Below are 22,446 nucleotides of genomic sequence, written 5' to 3' on the forward strand. Positions count from 1 at the left end.
CTCGCAAACAGGTCACCGGTCTGCGTACCGCCCTGAAATGCTGAGTTTCTCGCCAGACTCTGCGCGCCGACGGAGTTCCGCCAGCACCGCATCGACCTTCTCCGGCGTCGTCAGGTCGTGATAGTATTCCAGGTTCGCCTGCAATACCGGCGCGTGATCACAGTCTGCCAGGCATTTGACCCGTTGCAGCGTGAACATGCCATCGGGCGTCGTCTGATCGACCGCGATCCCCAGTTTCGCTTGCAGCGCGGCGATCAGGTCTTCAGCGCCGCAAAACGCGCACGGCACATCATCGCACACCTGCAATACCCACCTGCCCACCGGCTGTTCATACAGCAGCGAATAAAAACCGGCGACCTCGAACACATCGGTTGGCGGCATGTCGAGCAGGGTCGCCACTTCGCGCATGGCTGCGTCGGTCAGATAGCCATACTCGTCCTGCGCAATGAAGAGCAGCGGAAGAACGGCGCTCCGCTTATGAGGGTAACGCGCGATGATTGATTCAATCTCAGCGCCGTACTTTTCGATCAGCGACATACCGGATTCTCGTCCTCTCTCAGGGGTTAGCGATCAACTTCTCCGAGCACCGGGTCGAGCGAGGCAATCAGCGCCACCAGATCGGCGACCAGATGCCCACGTGCCATGTGCGGCAGCGATTGCAGATTGACAAACGAAGGCGCGCGGAAATGGACCCGATACGGTTTGGCGCTGCCATCGCTCACGATGTAGGTTGCCAATTCGCCGCGAGGCGACTCCACCGCCGCCAGCGCATCGCCGCGCGGCGGCTTAAAGCCCTCGGTCCACAACTTAAAATGGTGAATGAGCGCCTCCATGCTCTGCGTAATTTCGCTCTTCGGCGGCGGCGCAATCTTGCGATCCAGCGTCATATACGGTCCAGGACCGATGTCGCGCAACCGTTGCAACGCCTGGCGACAGATCGAGACACTTTCGCGCATTTCCGCCATGCGCACCAGATAGCGGTCATAAATATCGCCATGGGTGGCGGTCGGAACGGCGAAGGAGTAGGTCTCATAGCCGCAGTAGGGCATGGTTTTGCGCAAGTCCCACGCCACGCCAGTCGCGCGCAGTCCAGGTCCGGTCAGCCCCAGCGCAATGGCGGCCTCGCTATCGATGGCGCCAATGCCCTGCGTGCGCTCGATCCAGAGCGGATTATCGGTCAGCAGCGCTTCGTACTCATCGATGCGCCCCGGCATGATCGCAAGGAATGCCTCGACAGCGGCATCGAACTCGATTGGCAGGTCATACGCCAGCCCGCCGACGCGGAAATAACTGGTCATCATGCGCGCGCCCGAGACCAGTTCAAAAATATCGAGAATTTGTTCGCGTTCGCGGAAGCCATAGAGGAACACACTCATGGCTGCCAGGTCGAGCGCGTGCGTGCCGAGCCACACCAGATGGCTGGCGATGCGTTGCAGTTCGACCAGCAGCACCCGCGCAACGGTGGCGCGCTCTGGAACCTCGCATCCGAGCAGTTTCTCGACCGCCAGCACATAACTCAGATTGTTGGAGAGCGGCGCCAGATAATCCGTGCGGTCGGTCAACACGACCGCTTTCTGATACGTTTTACTCTCCATCGTTTTTTCGATGCCGGTATGGAGGTAGCCAATGTCGGGCGCAACATCAACGACTGTCTCGCCATCGAGTTCGACGACCAGCCGCAGCACGCCGTGGGTGCTGGGGTGATGCGGACCCATGTTCAGAACCATGGTCTCTTTCACCCCTTCGAGCGCCGGACGGGTAATCTGGCTGGGAGCGGGGATGCTCAGATTGCGCGCACGGGTTTCTGCAACGGTCATGTCTGCCTACTCCTTTGCAAACGGCTTGTGCGCGTAGATGCGATCCTGGTTGAAGGTGAACGCCACTTCTTCGGCGCCGAGCGGCACATCCTTTCGCAACGGATGACCCTCCCAATCTTCCGGCATCAGAATGCGATCAAGGCAGGGATGACCGGTAAAGACGATGCCGAACATATCGAACGTTTCGCGCTCGTGGTAATTGGCGCCGGGCCAGAGTTCGGTGAGCGACGGAACCGACGGATTGCGCTCGCTGACGCCGACTTTCAGGCAGATACGATGACGATTGGCGAACGACAGCAGATGATAGACGACCTCGAAACGTGGTTCACGCCCGAGATAATCGACGCCGCACAGATTTTCGAGGAAATGATAGCGCAGTTCCGGATCGTCGCGCAGGAAGCGCGCCACATCGACGATCCGCTCCGGGCGAACATGGACACTCAGGTCGCCGCGGAACTCCGACGATCCCAGAAGTGCATCAGGTAACGCCGCCTGTAAGCGCGCCAGGACGGTGGGATTATCGAGCGCCATTATTGTCCTCCTGGCATAAAAAGCGGGTTGCGCCATGCATACCCGCAGTATATCGCACGCTGATGTTACGCCTGCTTACGACAGATGAACCGGTTCGCGCAGTGTGCCATCGAGCCGCATACGCCGGACTTTCTCGTGCAGATGAATGATCCCATCGATCAGCGCCTCGGGGCGCGGCGGGCACCCGGCGACATACACATCGACCGGCACAATCTCATCGACCCCCTGCACAATTGCATAGTTGTTGAACACCCCGCCGCATGCAGCACAATCGCCCATAGCAATCACCCACTTTGGGTCCGCCATCTGATCGTAGAGGCGGCGCACCACTGGCGCCATCTTGCGCGACACGCGCCCCGCGACGATCATCAGATCCGCCTGGCGCGGCGATGCGCGGTTAATCTCCATGCCAAAGCGCGACAGGTCATAATTGGCGCCCTGCGCGCCCATCATTTCGATGGCGCAGCATGCCAGCCCGAACAATAGGGGCCACATGGCATTAGAGCGGCTCCAGTTCACCACCTGCTCGAGCGAGGCGGTGACAATCCCCATATCGCCTGCCTTCTGCTCTATTCCCATCGTAACGCTCCTCGCCGCCACTCATACACCAGTCCGATCACCAGCACCACAAAGAACACTCCCATCACCGCCAGCCCGGGAACGCCGAGTTGCCGATACACCAGCGCATAAGGAAAAAGGAAGATAATCTCGATATCGAACAGGATGAACAGCATCGCTACCAGATTGAACTTGATCGGAAAACGGCGCTGTGCCGGTCCAATCGGCTCCATCCCCGACTCATACGGCATCAACTTGCGTCGGTTGGGGCGCTGTGGTCCCAGGTAGCGCGACAGCACAATGACAAAGACAGCGATGAACATCGCCACCAGGAACAGCGTCAGAATGGGCAGATAGTCGATCAGCATCAACGGCTCCCTGTTGCGCCAGGCGCAGAACAGTCGCGTCTTTGCGCAGAAACGCGCGGATGTATGGCATTATACGCCCTTCCAGACTTGTGTCAAGATGCACAAAGTTCAATGTGCGCCGCTTCGTGCGCGATCAGGGCGCGTTTTCGTTCGATCCCCCAGCGATACCCGCCTGATGTGCCATCGGTGCGCACGACGCGATGGCACGGCACGATCAGTGCGACCGGGTTGTTGGCGCATGCCTGCGCCACAGCGCGCGTTGCGTCAGGGCGCCCGATCCGCTGCGCCACCTGCTGATAGGTCTGCGTTGTCCCGTAAGGAATGGCGCGGAGCGCATTCCAGACTTCCTGCTGAAACGGTGTTGCTGCCACATCGAGCGGCAGATCGAGGTTCTTCCGCTCCCCGTTCAGATAGCCGAGCAGAATGTTCATCCACCCCCCGGGCAACCCTCCGGCTTGATCGAGGATTGTATCACCGAATCTGCGCGCCAGATCATTGATCAACGCCGCCGGGTTGTCACCTAGCGCCACTGTGCAGATACCGCGTTCGGTTGCGGCGATCAGCAGATAGCCGAATGCAGAGGGAGACACGCTATATCGAATGATACGTTTCCGCTCCATATCAGAACCTCAATCGCAAGCGAAGCGCCAGCGCAGTGCCGATTATCAGCGCCGCAACCGCCAGAATCCAGGGGATACCCCCCGATCCGCCAGTGCGCGGCAGCGTTGCCGGCGCAGGAACCGTTGGCGTGACCACAGCCCCAGCCGCTTCGGGGGTCTCCGTCGCAATGACTGCCTCAATGGTTGGCGTCGGGGTCTCGGTTGGAGTTGCCGGAACATCCGTCGGGCGTGGTTGTGGCTCTTCGACAGGAGCAGGAGTTGGAGTTGCGGTTGACGTGGGAGTTGGCGTCGCCTCCGCCGGTCCGGGAATGATCCGGATCGGAACCTCTGCCTGACGCGGCGCCTGCACCTCGTCGTCGAATTCGTCACGCACTCCCACGGCTTCAGCACGGTTGATGAATGCCCCATCCACTGATCGCAACGCCGTAAAGATGGTTGTGACGGTGATTACTTCACCCGGACGCAGGCGCGTCAGACCAAGCCCCGGCAACACATCGTCCCACTCCAGGACGCTCTCGGTGATGGACGAAGTGGAAGTGACCGTTGGCGGTGGAACGGCGCCGGCAAACGCCAGGTAGGTTGGATCGAACGTATCACGCAGTGGGATGCGGGTGAGATCGGCGGCGCCATCGTTGCTGATCGTAATGGTAAATGTCAGCGGCAGTCCGCTGGCGGCGACGGTATCGGTCACAATCTCTTTTCGCACAACGACCTGGCCGCCGATTGCATCGCCACTGCTGCTGCGCCCCTCACCCGCATATTCCTGCCCGCCGAATCCTACGGCGGCGCCGATGCGCGCCCGATTGACCGTCGCCACACGCGGTGCGATAGCGCGAAAGACGGTGATAATCTCAATTGATTGTCCTGGATTGAGCGGACCAAAGACCGTGTCCGTCGTCAAATCGCTCCAGGTGATCAGTCCGCCGCCGATTGCCGGCGTGACGATATTGGTCGACGAAAGCGGGTCGGTGCGTTCGAGTTGCAGAATGCTCGATTCGTATTCATCGATCAATGGCAGTGTTGTGATCGAGATTGTGCCGGTGTTCGTGATGCGAATGGTGAATGTCAGTTCCTGTCCAACCTGAATGACATCCGAGCCCTGGAGACGTTTCGAGATTTCCATGCTCAGCGTGCCGATCTGCGCCGCAGGCGCTGCCGCAAGATGCGCCGGCGCCGCCAGGTAGCAGAGCGCCACGGTCGCAATCGCAACGATGACTGCGGCAATGAACGGGCGCCATCCGGTCAGTGGCGTGCCTGGTGAGTCCATAAACGCCTCCTTTTTGAACCGGCGCCTGTCCTGTCATTGCGAGTCGTGTCTTGCCTGTGTCCGGCGCGATGCAGCAATTCCCCGCTGCAACAGGCGATTGCTTCGGCATGGGCGCGAATCGTCAGGACAGCAGCGTGTGGTTTTTGGACAGGCGCCAATCTATTCTCGCGGTCGAATCTGTCCACCGCGCCCTTTTTCGGTGGCAGGCGGATTGGAGGGCGTTGTTGCAACCGCGCGTTGGTGCTCCTGCTGCGCTGCGCGCCGCGCTTCGGCGTCCGCAATCAATGTCACAGTGGCGCGAAACCCCCACACCGCCAGTAGTGCAGGTGTGATCAGGAGCAGCAGCAACAACGGCGGCCACAGCGAGAGGAAGACGATGATGCTCATCAGTCCCTGGGTCACGATTGTAAACAAGGGTCTGCCGAACGCGAGAACGAATGCATTGCGAAACGCCAGGCGCACACTCGGGCGCTCTTGAAGAAGCGCCAGCGGACCAAGGTAGATCAACAGGCTGATCCACGCCACTAGCAGGTAGGCGAACAGAAGCATCAGATATGCGCTGGCTGGCGCTTCCATCTGGGCGTAAAAGACGAGATTGACCACGAGGATCAGGAGCCCGGCAAGCCATGCCCCGTAGAGTTGCCATCCGAAGCGATAATACTGCCGCGCACCGGCCACAAAGTCGCTCCACGAGATGGTGCGCCCTTCATGAATTCGTTGGGCAAGAACTGTCAACCCTGTGCTGACTATACCCATTGGCAGCGTCGTGAGCAAGAGAAACGCCGCTGCGCCGAGGGGCGCGCCGCCGACTGCAAAACCGCCGGCGAGCAGAGGGAGCGGCAGCACGACGAGCAACCAGACCGTGCTGATGAGCGTGAGCGGCAGCAGGTCCTCGAACGTGTCGCGCGCCGATTGCCAGAAGACTCGGAATGGGTTCATTTTCTCACCAGGCGCCAGGATGAGTATCGATGCTTATTGTAGCAGGCTTTTGCCGGTGGCGCGTGATGATCGGTCATCGCGCAATCTGATGCGCCGAGAAATGCTGCGTTGTGCTGAGCGAAGCCTCTGGTTCGCCCATGGGGCGCCCCTTCGCTGCGCGCCGGGTAACTGTCCGGTGTCATGCTGAGCGCAGCGAAGCATCTCGTCTCGATCTCATCGCTCTCCCTGGCTCTTTGCTTTCAATGTTCCCTGGCTTCCAGAATCGCGTTGAGGTATCTGGCTGTGCGCAACGTCTGCCACGGCGGTGGCGGCGGCTCAAGCCAGGCGGCGAATGCGTAATCTGAAACTATGCGTCGCGCCTGGATGCAACGCCGCTCGTGCAGCAGTGTGCGCCGGTCGCGCAACGCCTCGACACGCCCGGCGATCATCGCAGGTTTGCGGGTAAGCGCCGCGTAGGTCAGCGCCAAGACCTCATATGCCAGTATGTGGGGCAGGCAGGCACGCAACACGCCGGTTGGGAAACAGCGGATGATGGCGCGCAAGCGATTGCGCCCCAGTAACCGCTGCTTCAGCGGCGACCCCTGCCCGCCGGTGGCGGAATAGATATGCCGCGCACGGGCATTGGGCGCCAGAAAACATGCCCATCCCCGCAACTGTGCGCGCCACGCCAGATCAACATCTTCAAGGTAGTTGAAAAAATCTGGCGCCATCAATCCGATGTCCTCGAGCATCGTGCGCCGGTAGAGCGCCAGTCCGCCGCTTGCGCCCATAACCGCTTGTCGCGTTGCCGGCAGCGAATGCACATTGCACCCGCTCCACCGATCAAGCGCCAGCCCGTCGCGGCGGGCAGTGATGCCTGCCGAAGCGATCAGTTCGGGGCGATGATCGAACGTCAGCACTCCGGCGGCAGCGCCGATTTGCGGATACTGATACATTGTTTCGACCAGTGCAGGCACGCATCCCGATTCGACGAATGCATCGTTGTTCAGGAGCAGCAGCAGCTCGCCACGCGCCGCGCGCAACCCGACGTTGACGCCGCCGGCAAATCCCAGGTTTGATGGAAGCGCAATCAGGCGCACCCGGCGCCAGGCATGCGCCAGCCAGGCCGCAGTGCCATCGACTGAACCGTTATCGACAACGATAATCTCGTCGGATGGCTGAAGTTGTGCAGAGACCGCGCGCAGGCAGGGATCCAGGAAGCGTCTGCCGTTCCAGGTCACGATGATGACGGAGAGCATCACGACAACCTGATGCAACAAAACCGATCACTCCGGCGTACAAAGGTGTAGACGGAGCGATACAAGATAAGGAGTCTGATGATGAACTTCGTGTATGACAACCGTCGCTCAGCAGCGATTGGCATTGGTTTGATCGTTCTGGGTGTCATCTGGTGGTTGAACCTGTGGTGGCTCTTGCTGCCAGGGGCGCTGATTGCCGGTGGCGTGGCGGCATACATCCAGCGGCGCGCAACGCGCACATCCGAAGCCGTGCAGGCGGTCCTGTGGGGCGTCGGATTGGGAGTGCTCCTGTTGATCGACTTTTTGTTCCCCGGCGTGCTCTTCCTTGCGGGTATCAGCATCCTGGCGCGCGGGCGCGAAACGGAGATCGACGCACAGATGCAGCGCTTCATCGGAGGGTTGCGCCGTCCACGCACAGGCGCGCCATCGCCGGAGACGACCAGGGTCCCCATCACGGTACACCCTGGCGCTGCGCCGCATCCGCCCATGGATCGCCCGGCGACCGGTGAAACGACGCGCCTGCGCGAATAACGATCCATTCAACATCTATCACGCCCCTGGCTGTACGCCGGGGGCGTTTCCTGTTTACGGCGCATCATCAGATGCGGTCAGCGCCTGGATCCAGGCGCGCCAGTTGAGTTGAGGCGTCGGCGCCGGCAGCGCAATTGGGGTGGGCGTCGCCTTACCGTCAGGGCGATCCGCAAAGGTTGGCAACACAACCGTATCACCTTCGGCAGCCAACCCGAGTTGTTCACGCGCGATCTGCTCGGCATAGGCAGGCGACTCAGCATACTCCACCTGATCGAGCAGCGCACGGTTGGTCGCCTCAATCCGCGCATTTTCGGCAATCAGCGCGGCGCGCCGTTGTTCGAGCTGCGCACCGGTCATAATCTGCCCGACGAAACTGGCCATCATCCAGAGTGCCAGCACAACCAGAACCAGCGTCAACGCATGCACCCCGGCACGTTCAGGGCGTAACCGATCACGAAGTATGTGGTTGCGAAGCGTGGATGCGCGCTGAGGACGAGGCATGAGACGGACTCCCAACAACGGCGGATGTAACAGGAACAACGCCCAATCACTGTGAATAGCCCGACCGTCGTCTGATACACAGGTACAGCAAACCCATCAATGTCGGATGGGGCAGTGAGGCACGATGCGTCCTTCACTCCTTGCGCAGTGCCGAAGACGTTTGTGACAGGCGCTTCGGCACAATCCCCTGACGAACATCATTGTCAGCGCTTAATCGCGACGGTCGGGACGTGGCGCTTCGAGGAGCAGTGGTTCATCGATGTTTGTGGTCATCGAACTCTGACCACGGAACAGCCCGCCCGGCTCGATATGCAACGCAGACGTGGTAATATCGCCCCAGACCTTGCCCGTCGGCGAGATTTCGAGTTGTTCGAGAGCGGTAATCTCGCCTTTCACCGCGCCGGACACATGGACGTTCTGCGCTTTAATCGTTGCAATCACCTGCCCGGTTTCACCGATGATCAGATTCCCCAGAATCTCGATATCACCCTCGACCCTGCCGTCGATCCGAATGTTGCCATCGGATTTGAGGGTGCCGACGAAGCTGGTGTTGGCGCCGATCACCGTCTCGGGCTTGCCGTTGAGCGCAGGTGCGGAAATCGCCTGAGACTGCTTTCTGTTGCCGAACATCGCTCCTCCTCTAACGGCGGCGCTGCTCACTCGATCAGGTCGGCTGCGATCTCGTGTGCGACTGACCGCCACAACCGCCAGAATGATCGCCACGACGGCGACTGCGGCAATTATATAAGACGTTTGACCTTCGATCAACTTTTTGCTGAAGCGGGAAGCCCCGCCCCCTCCTGTGACTGTTCCCGCTTCTCGCGGGTGCGCAGGCATCGTGCCCGCCACGATCTGGAGTGATAGGACACGGATGCGCGCGGATGCGACGGATTTTTACGGACTGGGCAATACTGCCCGCTCAGCGATCCGTGCCCATCCGTCTCGATCCGTGGCGATCCGTGTGCCATCCCCCGTGCCCGCCACGATCTGGAGTGATAGGACACGGATGCGCGCGGATGCGACGGATTTTTACGGATGGGGCAATACTACCCGTTCCATAATCCGTGCTCATCCGTCTCGATCCGTGGCGATCCGTGTGCTATCATCCGCCCCGTCTCGATCCGTGGCGATCCGTGTGCTATCATCCGCCCCGCCAGCAACCGGGACACGCCATCCCAGCGTGCGCAGATACGCGCGATCTGCGTCTGTCAGAACAGCGCGCGCCAGCAGATCGGGTCGCCGCTCGAGCGTCCGGCGCAATCGTTCACGCCGCCGCCACTGCGCCACCTCGCCGTGATGACCGGAGACCAGCACCGGTGGCACTTCCCGCCCTTCCCACACGGCGGGACGGGTGTACTGTGGATATTCCAGCAACCCATCGCTAAACGACTCTTCGGCGGCAGATTCGGCATCGATCACGCCAGGAACCAGGCGCGCCACCGCATCGATCACCACCATTGCAGCCAGTTCGCCGCCGGTCAACACATAGTCGCCGATCGACAACTCCCGGTCGATCAACGCCGCGCGCACTCGTTCGTCCACCCCTTCATACCGTCCACAAACCAGCACCAGGCGCGGGCACGTCGCAAGTTCGGCAGCAATGCGCTGTGTGAACGGCTCACCATCGGGGGTCATCAGGATGACCGGCGGTTTGGGCGCCGATTCTCCTGTATCGTTGTCGGTCATTGCCAGCACTGCGCGAATGCAGGCGGCAAGTGGTTCTGGCTTCATCACCATGCCTGCGCCGCCGCCATAGGGGGCGTCGTCTGTCGTGCGGTGACGGTCGGTGGCGTAGGCGCGAATATCGTGGAGGACGACGGAAATGCGCCCGGCCTGAATTGCCCGCTTGAGAATGCTTTCACTCAGCGGACCCGTGAACATCCCCGGAAACAGTGTCAGAACGTCGAACCGCATGGCTGCATTGTAGCACAGACCGTCCGCCTCGGCACGCCTGTGAGGTGACAATCATATCACGTGTAAACTTGACAAAACTAATCAAATAATGCAAGATATACTCGCAGTCTTCCTTCACAATGACAGGAGCAACGTCATGACCCGTTTCGATGAATTCCTGAAAGCAAATGAAGCCTTTGCCGCCAATTTCACCCATGGTGATCTCGCCATGCCCCCCGCGCGCAGGGTCGCTGTCGTCGCCTGTATGGACGCCCGCCTGCATCCTGAGAAAGTGCTGGGGATCGATATCGGCGACGCGCATGTGATCCGCAATGCCGGTGGTCGCGCCCACGACGCGATCCGTTCACTTGTGATCTCGCAGCAATTGCTGGGAACGCGAGAGATTGTGGTGTTGCACCACACCGACTGCGGGATGCTGACGTTCACCAATGAGCAACTGGCGGCGAAGATCGCTGCCGATCTCAATGTGCATGTGGAGGGGCAGGATTTTCTGCCATTCGCCGATCTCGAGCAGAGTGTGCGCGATGATGTGGCATTGCTGCGCAACTCGCCGTTGATCCCGAAGGATATCCCGATCAGTGGTGCGATCTACGACGTTCGCACCGGCAGGGTGCACGAGGTGGTGCGAGCGTAGTGCCGATCGACATCGAGCGACGACCTCTCGAGGTATTCAAACGGAGAGGTCGTTGCTCGATGAGACGAGCGTGTCGTTTCCATGTGCAGATTTCTTCCTCATATGTGCAAATCGTAGCAGGCGCTGGAGCGCCTTATCACCCCTCGTTCGAGAATGACCGTATAGTACCAATGACGATTGAAGATGCCGCATTCTTGTCATTGTGGAGAAGGTGGTCAGATCGAAGAGGACGATTAAGTACCAATGAAGATTGAAGATGCCTCATTCTTGTCATTCCGCGCGCAGCGACGGGTCATGCCGCGCGCAGCGACGGGTCATGCCGCGCGCAGCGAGGAATCGAAGCGGGTCGCCCAAGACCCCTCGCTCTGCTCGGGGTGACCATGCCGGATGGTCACCGGTCATTGGTATACCGTCGATCCGACTCGCTCATCGTCTCACAGGCTTCAGCAAGAAGTTCAGCCAACACCTCAGTATGAGGGTTTCTCTGACCGGGAGGGTAGAGCGGGCGCGCGGAGCGCCGGTCTGCAAGGGAGAGCAGAGTGGGTGTGCGGACCTCTGATCCAGTCGGAAGTGCATCAGTTCGGTTTACCATAACGGGTGATGATGACGTCCTCTCCACGATTGGCGGCATCGAGGATATCGCGCCAGCGGGTGCGGGCATCGTCGCTGTTCAAGATACGACGAGTCGTGGCATCCTCCGTAATACCAATGACGATTGACGATGCCGCGTGCGTGTCATTCCGAGCCCTTCGCTTCGCTCAGGGTAAACGCAGCGAGGAATCCGAGCGGGTTCGCGCACGACCCCTCGCGCTGCTCGGGGTGACAATGCCGGATGGTCACAGGTAATTGGTATAAGAGATCGTGAGCATCTTACGCAGATAGAAGGAGACCCTTCGTGCCTTTGTATCTCCGCGGTTCCGTATGCACCATCCGCTTCCCCTATTTCTGCGTTACACTAGGGGAAACGGGTATTGTTGGCGTGTTCGGCGGGGTCAGGTCTGTGCAGGACAGGTCTGAGACCTGCCCTCGCGGGGAGCGCCGGACGCGCACAACAGGTGTAGTTCCTGGAGGCATCTTGTATGGCAGACCAACGGCTCAACGTCGGCGATCCGGCGCCGGATTTCACGGCGATGACTGACTCTGGAGACACGATCCGGCTCTCCGATTTTCGTGGGAAACGGGTCATTCTCTACTTCTATCCGAAGGATGATACGTCCGGTTGCACAACGCAGGCATGCGGCTTCCGCGACGCCTATCCGCAGATTGAGGAGAAGAACGCTGTTGTGCTCGGCGTCAGTCCCGATGGTGTCAAGTCGCACCAAAAGTTCAAGACCAGGCATAATCTGCCGTTTACGCTGCTCGTCGATGAAGATCACACCATCGCCGAGGCATATGGCGTCTGGGCTGAAAAGTCGATGTATGGAAAGAAGTATTGGGGAATTGAGCGCAGCCACTTCGTCATCGACGAAAACGGCATGATTGTCGAAGCAGCGGTGAAAGTCAAGCCCGAAGAGAGCGTGAAGCGCGCCGTTGCAGCGCTTGGCTAAATCGTCGTATCCGGCGCACCGGTGAACAGGTCGGCGACGCGGAAGGCGATGTCGGGCAGACAGGCGAACGCAACCTGCGCCGTCGCCTCCGCGACCTGCGGCGGAGCGTAGCGACCGGGGGCTTCGAGCAGGTAACGCCGCACCTGGCGCGCCTCCGGGTCCACAATCGCATACTCAGGGACGCCGGCCGCCGCATACGCCGCCAGTTTCACCCGTTCATCGTAGGCGCGCGTCCCCGGCGACAGCACCTCGACAATCAGGTCGGGAACGCCGTAGATTCGTCCATTGCGGAACAGATCGGCGCGCGATTGCAGCACCACCACGTAGTCGGGCTGCACCGGGTCGCAACCCGGCATAATCACGCCGATCGGCGCCGGGAAACAGTATGCCAGCCCCGCATCTTCCGCCGGGATACCGATGAAGCGCTCGAGACGGCGGATAATCCACTGATGGAAACTGTGCGGCGCCGTGGTCATGTAGAGCACTCCATCGATTATCTCGTAGCGGTTGCCGTCATCGGGGAGCGCCTCCCAATCCGCCAGCGTCCAGCGCCCCTGGAGCGGACCGGCGACGACCGGCGAGTCGGTTTTGATCACGAGCGCAGTCATGGGTTCTCTTCCACAACACGTATTGATCGCCTACACCGTCGTATCCGGCGCACCGGCGAACAGGTCGGCGACGCGGAAGGCGATGTCGGGCAGACAGGCGAACGCAACCTGCGCCGTCGCCTCCGCGACCTGCGGCGGAGCGTAGCGACCGGGGGCTTCGAGCAGGTAACGCCGCACCTGGCGCGCCTCCGGGTCCACAATCGCATACTCAGGGACGCCGGCCGCCGCATACGCCGCCAGTTTCACCCGTTCATCGTAGGCGCGCGTCCCCGGCGACAGCACCTCGACAATCAGGTCGGGAACGCCGTAGATTCGTCCATTGCGGAACAGATCGGCGCGCTCGGCGCGAATGAAGATCAAATCTGGCTGCACCGGATCAAAGCCTGGCATAATCACGCCGATCGGCGCCATGAACATATAGCCAAGACCACGCTCCCTGACCGGCAACCCGACGAACTGGATCAGCGAAAGAATGATCCACTGATGGAAACTGTGCGGCGCCGTGGTCATGTAGAGCACTCCATCGATTATCTCGTAGCGGTTGCCGTCATCGGGGAGCGCCTCCCAATCCGCCAGCGTCCAGTGCCCCTGGAGCGGACCGGCGACGACCGGCGAGTCGGTTTTGATTACGAGCGCAGTCATGGGTCCTCCCTTTTTCAGCGAAACACGCTCAATGCCATGTAGAACGACACGCACCAGTTAGGCGCGTCTACGATCTGACTGATGCGCAGGTCGCCTGCCAGACTGCACAGGATGTAAGCGTCCTCGCGGCTCAACCCTTTCTCACGCTCCAGCCACGCGATCATGTCGCGTACCGCGTTCTGCGCATTTGTCATCAGGTCGGGTCCGATCGCCGTGGTGACGAAATATCCCTTCTCGTCATAGGCGGGCTGGATCGGTCCTGGCGGCGTGAAGAACTGATAGCTCCAGGGGCGCAGACTGCGTCCTTTGAGCACGTTGAAGCGCAGGCTGAACTGCATTGGGCACTCAATGCCGGTGACGCACACTTCGCCATCTCCCTGCGCCGCGTGACAGTCGCCTGACGAGAAGAGCGCTCCCGGCACGAAAACCGGCAGGTACAGTTTTGCGCCGACATTCAGGTGGCGTGTGTCGATATTGCCGCCTGCCTTGCCGCACGGCAGCACGTCGAATGCGCCCGGTTCATCGAGCGCCACCCCCATAGTGCCACAAAACGGCTGGATCGGGATGTGAATGTCGTCGCGCAGCGGCGCCGTGACGCCATTGCTCAGGTCGAAGTGCCGAATATACGGCGCAGTAAAATCATTCGCCAGCAGCCCCAGACCGGGAATGATGCCTGTCCATCCCCAATCGAGCGTCTGCATGCGCAGAATCTCGACTTCGAGAATATCGCCAGGCTCGGCGCCTTTGACGAAGATCGGTCCTGCCAGTGGGTACAACTGATCGAAATCGAGATTCGTCAGCACCGACGCATCGCAGCCAGGAGTTACCTGGTTGTTCGTCACCTCAGCGGTCTCGCAGTGAACAATGTCGCCTGGCTCGATTTCGATGGCTGGCGGCAGGCTGTTGTCCCATTTGTGATGGACCTGGTCGGGGCGGAGTGTGTGTTCTGCCATGGAAGATTTCTCCTGCGCACTACTCCAACGGATTGTGGGACTTCTATTATACTATCAGTCGCTGCGTCCTGCCGATATACTGCGGCTCCCGCAGCGCATCCGTGTCCCAAGTTGCCGGCGGGGCGGATGATGGCACACGGATCGCCACGGATGGAGACGGATGGACACGGATAGATGATGAGAACCACATCCGCGCCAATCCGTCGCATCCGCACCCATCCGTGTCCCGGTTGCTGGCGGGCACGGGGGATAGATGGTACACGGATCGCCACGGATGGAGACGGATGGGCACGGATAGATGATGAGAACCACATCCGCGCCAATCCGTCGCATCCGCGCCCATCCGTGTCCCAAGTTGCCGGCGGGCACGGGGGATAGACGGTACACGGATCGCCACGGATGGAGACGGATGGGCACGGATCGCTGAGTGGGCAGTATTGCCCCATCCGTAAAAATCCGTCGCATCCGCGCCCATCCGTGTCCTATCACCCCAGATCGTGGCGGGCACGATGCCCGCGCACCCGGAACTCATTACCCGTCACCGGTTGAAACCTCAAGGAACTGAGATCATGAACAGCACCCACGATCCGCAATCGTACTGGCAAGCAACGGCGCCTGCGACGATCCTTCCTGTCGATCTTCCTCCAACCGCGAATGTCGTGGTTGTCGGCGGCGGTTTTTTCGGCGCAGCGACGACCCTGTTTCTGGCGCGTGCCGGCGCTGCGCCGATCCTGGTCGAGCAGGCGGCGCCCGCCTGCGGCGCCACCGGGCGCAACGGTGGCTTTCACGTCGTCGGAACGGCGGAAGGATATGCCGATGCCGTTGCGCGTCTGGGACGCGAAACCGCCCGCGCGATCATGCAGATCACGCTCGACAGTCGCGCATTGTTGCGACAGGCGCTTGTCGAAGAACAGATTGCATGCGACTACCGTGAGCCGGGACATCTGACTCTGGCATTGGGTGAAGCGCAGTACGCCGATCTCCAGCGCCATGTCGCCGCGCTGCGCGCCGATGGATTCGCCGCTGAACTCTTCGACCGCCAGCAGACGCAGGCGTTGATCCGCACGCCGCTCAGTGAAGAGATCACAGGAGCGTTGTATGGTCCCGAAAATGCACTGCTCCATTCGGCGCGGTTGGTGTATGGGTTGATAGCAGCCGCACAACGGCACGGCGCGCGTCTGGCAATGGCTCGGGTCGAACGGTTGGTCCCGCACAATGGTCACGTGCGCGTCATCACCAATTGCGGCGTGGTGGAAGCGGGTGCGGTAGTGGTGACCGTCAATGCCTGGACGCGCGACCTGATCCCGACATTGCGCGACGTCATCACGCCGGTGCGCGGTCAGGCGCTGGCGTATGCCCCCATCCCGCGCGTCTTCGAACAGGGTATCGGCGCATCAGTGACCCCTACCGGCGAATACTGGCATCAAACGCCAGATGGATCGATTGTGATCGGCGGGTGCCGCGCTCTCGCGCCAGGGCGCGATGTTGGCGTCACCGAAACGGTTCCGACTCCTGAAGTGATAGCCGCCATTGAGGAGGTTCTGCCACGCCTGTTCCCGCATCTCAGTGGTCTGGAAGTCACCCGGCGCTGGGCAGGGTTGATGGCGTTCACCACCGACTACGTACCGGTCGCTGATGCTGCTCCGGCGATGCCAGGGGTGTGGGTAGCCGGCGGATTCTGCGGTCACGGCATGCCATTCGGGATGCGCTTCGGTCAGTTGCTGGCAGAAGCGGCGCTTAGCGGCGTCCTGCCCGCTGCGCTGACTCCGTTCCGCGTAACGCGCCCGACACTGCAACCACGTCATCACCAGCAATGACGAACACCTGATCGTCCCGCTCAGGAGCAATGAGCGTGGCGCCGGTAAAACTGCCGAATGCCGGCAGCACACCGACCTGCGCACCAAACCAGAAACAGGGGAGGGTTGCGCGTTGTCTGCCGGCGCCGATCAATCGGGCAGCAGGATGAAGGTGCCCGGCAAGCGCGTACCCATCGGGGTGCGCTGCGGGATGATGGCGCAAGATGAAAGGCGGCATCTGCCACGGCTCATCGAGGCAGGCGATATCCCAGGCGCTTGGCGGATCGCCAGCGCGTACATCGTGATTGCCACGCACCAGGATCAGGTCGAGACTGGCATGACGCGCTCGCCACGCTGAGACCGCCGCAAGAGTCGCAGTAGTGCGTCCGCTGCGCGCATGCAACAGATCGCCTAAAATAACGACCTTCTGCGCGTTGCATCTGGCGATGAGCCGACTGAGGCGATCCAGGTCGGCATGGGTCGTGTCTTCGGGCACGGCGACCGCTGCTGCGCGGAACGCGCTGGCTTTGCCGATGTGCGGGTCGGCAATGATCAGGGTTGCAGTGCGCTGCCAGAAAAGCGCGCGCTCCGTGAGCAACTGCACCTCTTCCCCGGCGATGATAAGGCTTGGGGGGGAAACGGTCTGATCGTCTGGCATACACGTCTGCGAGTCTGTCCTCTCTCGAACCGTGCTAGAGGGGATGGGCTGCCTGATCGTTGACGTTCGGACACCGACACGGCTTGACGCTTCCGCCCCTCCCTGCCCGGCATGGTATCATATGCACGCAGGCGATGTGCAGTGTCGAAGAGTGCTTCATGCCATCGCAGTCGCAGAGACATCGCTCGCCGACGACCAGCTGGAAAAAGTGCCGCGCCCCGCGCGGGCGCCCGCGATGGCGGCGGGATTGTCGAAGTTCGGCTCGTCGATGCGGCAGGTCGATTATTGAGCAACATACGATGCCAGCAGCAGACGAGTAAACGCCGATTCACAAGATTTTGCCGGGTGGAAGGATCACCGCCATAATGTTGTCGCAGGTCCGTTTTACAATAGACGCACTTTTTTCGTGATGATTGACTCTCCTCCACAACCGCCTACCCGCTGGCAGATGGCGCGCAGCCTGGTGCTACGCTGGCTGGTGACTTCGCTGGCGATCTTTGCCGCCATTCAGATCGTGCCCGGCATCGAGTTTGTCGGTCCCGGCTGGGAAATTGGACTGGTCGCGCTGCTGTTTGGGTTGGTCAACACGGCGTTGCGCCCGATCCTGACCCTGCTCACCTGCCCGCTGGTGCTGCTGACGCTGGGGCTGTTCACCCTGGTGATCAACGCCCTCCTGCTCTTGCTGACGGCCTATATTGCTGGCGGACTTGGGGTGCAGTTTCGCGTCGATAGTTTCTGGTCGGCGTTTCTTGGCGGACTGGTCATTGCCATCGTCAACACGCTGCTCCTCTGGATGGCAGGAGAAGCGCCGGTGCGCATTATTGTGCAAAACGACCGGTCGGATCGCTAAAAAGAGGAAACCGGTCGTCATACGACGACCGGTGGGGATAAGAGAGGACGAATGAGGGCGGCGTAGGAGGGTGTCCGGTTTGGGCGTCTGCCACGCCCTGGAGACGACCGCCGCTGTCGTCTTGCTCTTGCACCAGTATAACGTGCAGCCTGTTCAGAAAGTTGCAATGTTTCGTGAGTTTCTGCTGAGAAACAGATGAAATTCAGATGAAATCATCGCCCCTCACTCCCCTGGTATGTATTCCGCTTCCGACCGGCGCCGTTCGTCCGCGCGGCTGGTTATATCGCCAGTTGCGCTTGCAAGCAGACGGTTTGAGCGGGCATCTCGACCAATGCTGGCCCGATGTGGCGGATAGCGCCTGGATCGGCGGCGCTGCCGAGGGTTGGGAACGCGGACCGTACTGGCTCGATGGCATGGTTCCGCTGGCATTTGTTCTCAACGATGCTTCCTTGATTGCCAGGGTCTCCCGCTGGATCGACATTATCCTTGAGCAGCAGCACGATGATGGCTGGCTCGGACCGCGGCGCGACGCCAGCGATGCACGACGTCGCTCGCTTGATCCCTGGCCCGTCTTTGTGCTGTTGAAAGCGTTGAGTCAGTTCCAGGAAGCCACCGGCGACCGGCGAGTAATCCCGGCAATGTTGCGCTTCCTGCGCCGACTCGATGCTCTCCTCGACGAACAGCCACTCTTCGACTGGGGGCGCTATCGCTGGGCAGACCTGGTCGTCTCGCTGCACTGGCTCTATGATCGCACTCGCGAGTCATGGCTGCTCGACCTGGCGGAAAAGGCGCAGCGCCAGGGGTTCGACTGGCGCGCTCACTTCGAGCAGTTTCCATATCCATCACGACAGCGGCGCGAAGACATCTATCCTCCCGCTCCACTCCCTGGCTGCACCTTCCGTCTCGATATGGCGTCGCACGTGGTCAACAATGCAATGGCGATCAAAACTTCTGGCGTCTGGTATCGCCAATCGGGTGATCCGCGCGACCGCGACGCCGTCTGGCAGGCGATCGAGACGCTCGACGCCTTTCATGGGCAGGTAAACGGTGTCTTCAGCGGCGATGAGCATCTTGCCGGACTCAACCCGTCTCAGGGAACCGAATTGTGCGCTGTCGTCGAGTATCAGTATTCACTTGAAACGTTGATCTCCATGCTGGGAGATCCACGCCTGGCAGATCGGTTGGAGCGCATCACGTTCAATGCCCTGCCCGCAGCCTTTGCTCCCGATATGTGGTCGCACCAGTATGTGCAGCAGGTGAACCAGATTCGCTGCGCCATTCTTGAAGACAACATCTATACCAACAATCGCGCCGACGCCAACACCTTTGGTCTGGAGCCGAACTATGGCTGCTGCACTGCCAACATGCACCAGGGATGGCCCAAATTTGTCACTCATCTCTGGATGCGCACATCTGGCGATGGACTGGCAGCCGTGTCATATGCGCCCTGCGAACTGACGATGACCGCAGGCGGGAGGAGGGTGCGCCTGACGGTTGAGACCGATTATCCATTCGATGAGTCGGTGCGCATTGTTGTAGAGAGTCGCGCGGCTGCGCGATTTCCGCTGTTGCTCCGCTTTCCCGGCTGGGCTGTCGGAGCGACGCTCTCCATCGATGGCAGGCGCGAGACCGTGCATCCGGGAACATTTCATCGTGTTGAACGTGTATGGGATGGCGCCGTCACGATTGATCTGCATCTGCCGATGCGTGTGGCGGTGACACGCCGACCGTCCGGCAGTGCAGCGATTGAGTATGGTCCGCTGGTTTTCGCGCTGCCGATTGGTGAGACATGGCAGCGCATCGTTCCCGATGCCCAGGGGCGGTATGCTGCGGGTGAACGGCTGCGTCCCGGCTGTCCGCCGGACATTGCCGATCGCCTTGGTGATTGGGAAGTGCTGCCGACGACCCCATGGAACTATGGGCTGGAACTGGATGCCGCGCAGCCCGAACGGTCTGTTCGTATCGTCCATCACCCGGTCGGCGAGCGTCCGTTCTCGCCGGAAGGGGCGCCGGTAGCGGCATATGCCCATGGTCGGCGCATTCCGACGTGGGGAGAGGAGCATGGCGCTGCGGGTCCGCCACCGGCGCCGGTTCACGTCGATACGTCGCTCGAAGTCGTGCGTCTCATTCCCTATGGTTGCACCAATCTGCGCATTGCCGAATTCCCGCTGCTGGAATCCGGGTCAACGACGCTTCAGGACAGCGGCACGCCGTAGTACAGACGATAGAATCCCATTTTCACCAGTTCGCTGGCGGCGTAGCGCCAGATGCGTGCGCCGCACCGCCAGGGATCGGCGCAGGGAGAGAGAAACGGAGCAGCGCTCGCCGTCACGTGAGCGTTGGGAATGAGCGTGCGAAAGGTGCGAACCGCGCGTCGGGTATGGTACGGATCGGTGACGATCATGAGCGAGCGCCAGCCGTGAGCAGCGACCAGTTCGCGCACCAGCACTGCTTCATCGTAGGTGCTCTGTGCGCCATCCGCCAGGAGCGCAACGTCCGGCGGCAATCCGCGCGCCAGTGCAAGCCGGCGTGCCACCTGCGCCGATGAGGTTTCCGGCGGTCTGCCGGGTGGCGCACCGCCGGTGAAGACCACCACCGGCGCGCGATGCTGATGGTAGAGCGCCAGTGCGTGGATGGTGCGGTTTGGCGGATATGCCTCGCCGCCGAGAACAATAATCGCATCCGCCGTATCAACGGCGTCGTCAACAATCAGCCAGGGCGCAGCGAGGAAGGGTATCGTAATAATGGCAAGGACCAGAATCAGAGCAACCAATGTCTCATAGCCTGGTATGCGGCGAGTCGGCAGACGACGTCCTGATGATAGATACAACGACATGTTATCATTATATCAGGGCGTGAGCGTGAAAATGAATGATGGGTAGATGAAGAGCGCTGCCGGCGATCCCGTCACGAGCCGATCCATTGGCAGATGACCCACGCCAGTTCTGAATGCTGCCGGTGTGCGAGCGCGAACATCCATGCTGTCGCATTCAGTCTTGCGTCGGCGTGAGTAATGATGGGCATCTGTGTGCGCAAGGGCACGGACGAGCGGCAGTCAACGTGGATGTGTTCGGCGGTGTGGAGGCTGCCAGGGAGGGGCGCGCCGGCAGCGCATCCCTTCTCTCTATCTTCACATGCTTTTCTTCCCTCGCACCGCTCGCTCCTCGCTTCCTGGCTCACACCCCGACACGCGCGCGACGTCGCGCCGGGATCAGATGGTGCGACGCCAGGTGTGGACGCGCAGGGACGCCGCTGACTACCTGGTTATCGTCCACTGCCGATGTTACCACTGCGCCACCGCCGACCACACTCCACGCACCGACCGCGCGCTGCGGCAGCACTGTCGCGCCAATGCCCACCAGCGCCCCTTCGCTGACAGTCACGGCGCCGCCAAGGGTTGCGCCTGGCGCAATGTGAGCATGGGCGCCGATGCGATTGTGGTGTTCGACAATGCAACCGCTGTTGAGGATGACATTCATGCCAATATGTGCTCCAGCGTTCACGACTGCCCGCGCCGCGATGACCGTCCCCGCACCAATAACCGCGTCGCGTGCGACGATCGCTGTCGGGTGACATGCCACAGTGAACTGCTCGCCGCACGCTGTCAGACGTTCGTAGATCGCCCGGCGCGTCCGATTGTCGCCAATGCCGATCACGACGCAGTCGTGATCGACGGCATCGATAGAGGCAAGCGGACCCAGGATCGGCAATCCGAGTCGCCACTCACCGAACAAATGTGGATTATCGTCGAGAAAACCAATCGGTGTCAGGTCGGCGCCCATCTCGTGCATGCGCAGCAGAATGTCGGCGACCACCTGCGCATGCCCGCCGGCGCCAATGATCAGAACACGCTTCATCGTGACCCGCCTTCCGAAGTCCCTTGAAAGATCGTCACCGTTGCGCAGCCGCGCTGATTAATCCCCTCGCGCCGCGCCACTCGCCACACTGTCAGCATCAGAATGCGGAGATCGAGCCAGAACGAACAATGATCGACATACCAGACATCCAGCGCGAACTTTTGCTCCCAACTGATCGCATTACGTCCGTTGATCTGCGCCCATCCGGTGATGCCGGGGCGCACTGCGTGCCGTCGCATCTGTTCCGGCGTGTAGCGATCCAGGTACTCCATCAGCAACGGGCGCGGTCCCACCAGGCTCATCTCGCCGCGAACGACATTGATCAATTCCGGCAGTTCATCAAGACTGCTGCTGCGCAGAAAGCGCCCGAACCGCGTCAATCGCTGATCGTCCGGCAGCAGGTTGCCGTCGGCATTGCGCGCGTCGGTCATGCTGCGAAACTTCAGCAGCGTGAACGGTTTGCCGTCCAATCCGGGGCGCGGCTGGCGAAAGAGCACCGGTGCGCCGAGCGACAGGCGCACTGCTGCGGCAATGACCAGAAGCAGCGGCGCAAGCGCAATGAGTGCGACGCCTGCAATGCAGAGATCAAAGACACGTTTCAGGTAACGGCGGTACAT

The 22,446-nt window shown here is 60.9% G+C and carries 28 protein-coding genes; 7 read left to right on the forward strand and 21 right to left on the reverse strand.

The annotated features are described in order from the left end of the window. Positions 1-12: 12 nt before the first annotated feature. The 9 genes from nuoE to RCAS_RS06775 form a co-directional block, all read right to left on the reverse strand. Positions 13-537, reverse strand: a complete 525-nt coding sequence (nuoE, locus tag RCAS_RS06735; protein WP_012119845.1) for an NADH-quinone oxidoreductase subunit NuoE — start codon at positions 535-537, stop codon at positions 13-15. A 26-nt stretch (positions 538-563) separates the two neighbouring features. Next, positions 564-1,817, reverse strand: coding sequence for an NADH dehydrogenase (quinone) subunit D (gene nuoD, locus RCAS_RS06740; protein WP_012119846.1), 1,254 nt, complete (start codon positions 1,815-1,817; stop codon positions 564-566). 6 nt (positions 1,818-1,823) lie between these two features. Next, complete coding sequence (locus RCAS_RS06745; protein WP_012119847.1) at positions 1,824-2,348, reverse strand: NADH-quinone oxidoreductase subunit C; 525 nt, start codon at positions 2,346-2,348, stop codon at positions 1,824-1,826. A gap of 75 nt (positions 2,349-2,423) precedes the next feature. Then, the gene (locus tag RCAS_RS06750) at positions 2,424-2,927 is read right to left on the reverse strand and encodes an NADH-quinone oxidoreductase subunit B (RefSeq protein WP_012119848.1); all 504 of its coding nucleotides are present in this window, start codon (positions 2,925-2,927) and stop codon (positions 2,424-2,426) included. Further along, positions 2,918-3,274, reverse strand: a complete 357-nt coding sequence (locus RCAS_RS06755; protein ID WP_012119849.1) for an NADH-quinone oxidoreductase subunit A — start codon at positions 3,272-3,274, stop codon at positions 2,918-2,920. The genes RCAS_RS06750 and RCAS_RS06755 overlap by 10 nt, the downstream gene beginning before the upstream one ends. Positions 3,275-3,366: 92 nt before the next feature. Further along, positions 3,367-3,894 (reverse strand): methylated-DNA--[protein]-cysteine S-methyltransferase, encoded by a 528-nt coding sequence (locus RCAS_RS06760; protein ID WP_012119850.1) that lies wholly within the window; start codon positions 3,892-3,894, stop codon positions 3,367-3,369. Position 3,895: 1 nt separating this feature from the next. Continuing rightward, positions 3,896-5,161, reverse strand: a complete 1,266-nt coding sequence (locus RCAS_RS06765) for a COG1361 family protein (protein ID WP_012119851.1) — start codon at positions 5,159-5,161, stop codon at positions 3,896-3,898. A 159-nt stretch (positions 5,162-5,320) separates the two neighbouring features. After that, positions 5,321-6,100, reverse strand: a complete 780-nt coding sequence (locus tag RCAS_RS06770; RefSeq protein ID WP_012119852.1) for a hypothetical protein — start codon at positions 6,098-6,100, stop codon at positions 5,321-5,323. 239 nt (positions 6,101-6,339) lie between these two features. Continuing rightward, on the reverse strand, positions 6,340-7,338 hold the full coding sequence (locus RCAS_RS06775; protein WP_012119853.1) for a glycosyltransferase family 2 protein: 999 nt from the start codon (positions 7,336-7,338) through the stop codon (positions 6,340-6,342). 78 nt (positions 7,339-7,416) lie between these two features. Between RCAS_RS06775 and RCAS_RS06780 the strand changes: the two genes are divergently transcribed. Continuing rightward, positions 7,417-7,869, forward strand: a complete 453-nt coding sequence (locus RCAS_RS06780) for a hypothetical protein (protein WP_012119854.1) — start codon at positions 7,417-7,419, stop codon at positions 7,867-7,869. Between the two features lie 54 nt (positions 7,870-7,923). On the opposite strand, the gene RCAS_RS06785 is transcribed toward RCAS_RS06780, so the two are convergent. The 3 genes from RCAS_RS06785 to trmD all read right to left on the reverse strand — a co-directional run bounded on the left by RCAS_RS06785 (position 7,924) and on the right by trmD (position 10,284). Beyond that, on the reverse strand, positions 7,924-8,370 hold the full coding sequence (locus tag RCAS_RS06785) for a septum formation initiator family protein (protein ID WP_012119855.1): 447 nt from the start codon (positions 8,368-8,370) through the stop codon (positions 7,924-7,926). Positions 8,371-8,580: 210 nt separating this feature from the next. Beyond that, entirely contained in the window at positions 8,581-9,000 is a 420-nt protein-coding gene (locus RCAS_RS06790) for a bactofilin family protein (protein ID WP_012119856.1), read from the reverse strand. Between the two features lie 438 nt (positions 9,001-9,438). Further along, on the reverse strand, positions 9,439-10,284 hold the full coding sequence (gene trmD / locus RCAS_RS06795; RefSeq protein ID WP_083760288.1) for a tRNA (guanosine(37)-N1)-methyltransferase TrmD: 846 nt from the start codon (positions 10,282-10,284) through the stop codon (positions 9,439-9,441). Between the two features lie 136 nt (positions 10,285-10,420). Between trmD and RCAS_RS06800 the strand changes: the two genes are divergently transcribed. Further along, positions 10,421-10,918 carry a beta-class carbonic anhydrase gene (locus tag RCAS_RS06800; protein ID WP_012119858.1) on the forward strand — a complete coding sequence of 166 codons (498 nt, stop codon included), beginning with the start codon at positions 10,421-10,423 and terminating at the stop codon, positions 10,916-10,918. 575 nt (positions 10,919-11,493) lie between these two features. On the opposite strand, the gene RCAS_RS26460 is transcribed toward RCAS_RS06800, so the two are convergent. Then, entirely contained in the window at positions 11,494-11,592 is a 99-nt protein-coding gene (locus tag RCAS_RS26460; protein WP_198136016.1) for a type II toxin-antitoxin system Phd/YefM family antitoxin, read from the reverse strand. 405 nt (positions 11,593-11,997) lie between these two features. Here RCAS_RS26460 and bcp point away from each other — a divergent pair, with 405 nt between their 5' ends. Beyond that, entirely contained in the window at positions 11,998-12,465 is a 468-nt protein-coding gene (bcp, locus tag RCAS_RS06810; RefSeq protein WP_012119859.1) for a thioredoxin-dependent thiol peroxidase, read from the forward strand. Here bcp and RCAS_RS06815 read toward each other — a convergent pair. The 3 genes from RCAS_RS06815 to RCAS_RS06825 are packed head-to-tail and all read right to left on the reverse strand — an operon-like array spanning position 12,462 to position 14,668. Then, the gene (locus RCAS_RS06815) at positions 12,462-13,073 is read right to left on the reverse strand and encodes a Uma2 family endonuclease (protein WP_012119860.1); all 612 of its coding nucleotides are present in this window, start codon (positions 13,071-13,073) and stop codon (positions 12,462-12,464) included. The genes bcp and RCAS_RS06815 overlap by 4 nt on opposite strands. A gap of 30 nt (positions 13,074-13,103) precedes the next feature. Further along, a complete protein-coding gene (locus tag RCAS_RS06820; RefSeq protein ID WP_012119861.1) occupies positions 13,104-13,715 on the reverse strand; it encodes a Uma2 family endonuclease in 612 nt (203 codons plus the stop codon). Between the two features lie 14 nt (positions 13,716-13,729). Further along, positions 13,730-14,668, reverse strand: a complete 939-nt coding sequence (locus RCAS_RS06825) for an acetamidase/formamidase family protein (RefSeq protein WP_012119862.1) — start codon at positions 14,666-14,668, stop codon at positions 13,730-13,732. A gap of 569 nt (positions 14,669-15,237) precedes the next feature. On the opposite strand from RCAS_RS06825, the gene RCAS_RS06830 reads away from it, so the two are divergent. Next, complete coding sequence (locus tag RCAS_RS06830) at positions 15,238-16,485, forward strand: NAD(P)/FAD-dependent oxidoreductase (protein ID WP_012119863.1); 1,248 nt, start codon at positions 15,238-15,240, stop codon at positions 16,483-16,485. On the opposite strand, the gene pdeM is transcribed toward RCAS_RS06830, so the two are convergent. Further along, on the reverse strand, positions 16,406-17,122 hold the full coding sequence (gene pdeM, locus RCAS_RS06835) for a ligase-associated DNA damage response endonuclease PdeM (RefSeq protein WP_012119864.1): 717 nt from the start codon (positions 17,120-17,122) through the stop codon (positions 16,406-16,408). The two genes, RCAS_RS06830 and pdeM, sit on opposite strands and share 80 nt — an antisense overlap. A 121-nt stretch (positions 17,123-17,243) precedes the next feature. Between pdeM and RCAS_RS24995 the strand changes: the two genes are divergently transcribed. The 3 genes from RCAS_RS24995 (at position 17,244) to RCAS_RS06845 (ending at position 20,188) form a co-directional block, all read left to right on the forward strand. Then, the gene (locus RCAS_RS24995; RefSeq protein ID WP_157042577.1) at positions 17,244-17,411 is read left to right on the forward strand and encodes a hypothetical protein; all 168 of its coding nucleotides are present in this window, start codon (positions 17,244-17,246) and stop codon (positions 17,409-17,411) included. A gap of 120 nt (positions 17,412-17,531) precedes the next feature. Further along, the gene (locus RCAS_RS06840) at positions 17,532-17,972 is read left to right on the forward strand and encodes a phage holin family protein (RefSeq protein WP_012119866.1); all 441 of its coding nucleotides are present in this window, start codon (positions 17,532-17,534) and stop codon (positions 17,970-17,972) included. 206 nt (positions 17,973-18,178) lie between these two features. Next, a complete protein-coding gene (locus RCAS_RS06845; RefSeq protein WP_012119867.1) occupies positions 18,179-20,188 on the forward strand; it encodes a beta-L-arabinofuranosidase domain-containing protein in 2,010 nt (669 codons plus the stop codon). On the opposite strand, the gene RCAS_RS06850 is transcribed toward RCAS_RS06845, so the two are convergent. The 4 genes from RCAS_RS06850 to RCAS_RS06860 all read right to left on the reverse strand — a co-directional run bounded on the left by RCAS_RS06850 (position 20,167) and on the right by RCAS_RS06860 (position 22,446). Beyond that, positions 20,167-20,808, reverse strand: coding sequence for a YdcF family protein (locus tag RCAS_RS06850; protein ID WP_012119868.1), 642 nt, complete (start codon positions 20,806-20,808; stop codon positions 20,167-20,169). The genes RCAS_RS06845 and RCAS_RS06850 overlap by 22 nt on opposite strands. 12 nt (positions 20,809-20,820) lie before the next feature. Beyond that, positions 20,821-20,952 (reverse strand): hypothetical protein, encoded by a 132-nt coding sequence (locus RCAS_RS26180; protein WP_269633937.1) that lies wholly within the window; start codon positions 20,950-20,952, stop codon positions 20,821-20,823. 196 nt (positions 20,953-21,148) lie between these two features. Beyond that, positions 21,149-21,829: an acetyltransferase gene (locus tag RCAS_RS06855; RefSeq protein ID WP_012119869.1), complete on the reverse strand. Its 681-nt coding sequence runs from the start codon at positions 21,827-21,829 to the stop codon at positions 21,149-21,151. Beyond that, the gene (locus tag RCAS_RS06860; protein ID WP_012119870.1) at positions 21,826-22,446 is read right to left on the reverse strand and encodes a sugar transferase; all 621 of its coding nucleotides are present in this window, start codon (positions 22,444-22,446) and stop codon (positions 21,826-21,828) included. The genes RCAS_RS06855 and RCAS_RS06860 overlap by 4 nt, the downstream gene beginning before the upstream one ends.

The sequence above is a fragment of the Roseiflexus castenholzii DSM 13941 genome (genome assembly GCF_000017805.1).
GTDB lineage: Bacteria > Chloroflexota > Chloroflexia > Chloroflexales > Roseiflexaceae > Roseiflexus > Roseiflexus castenholzii.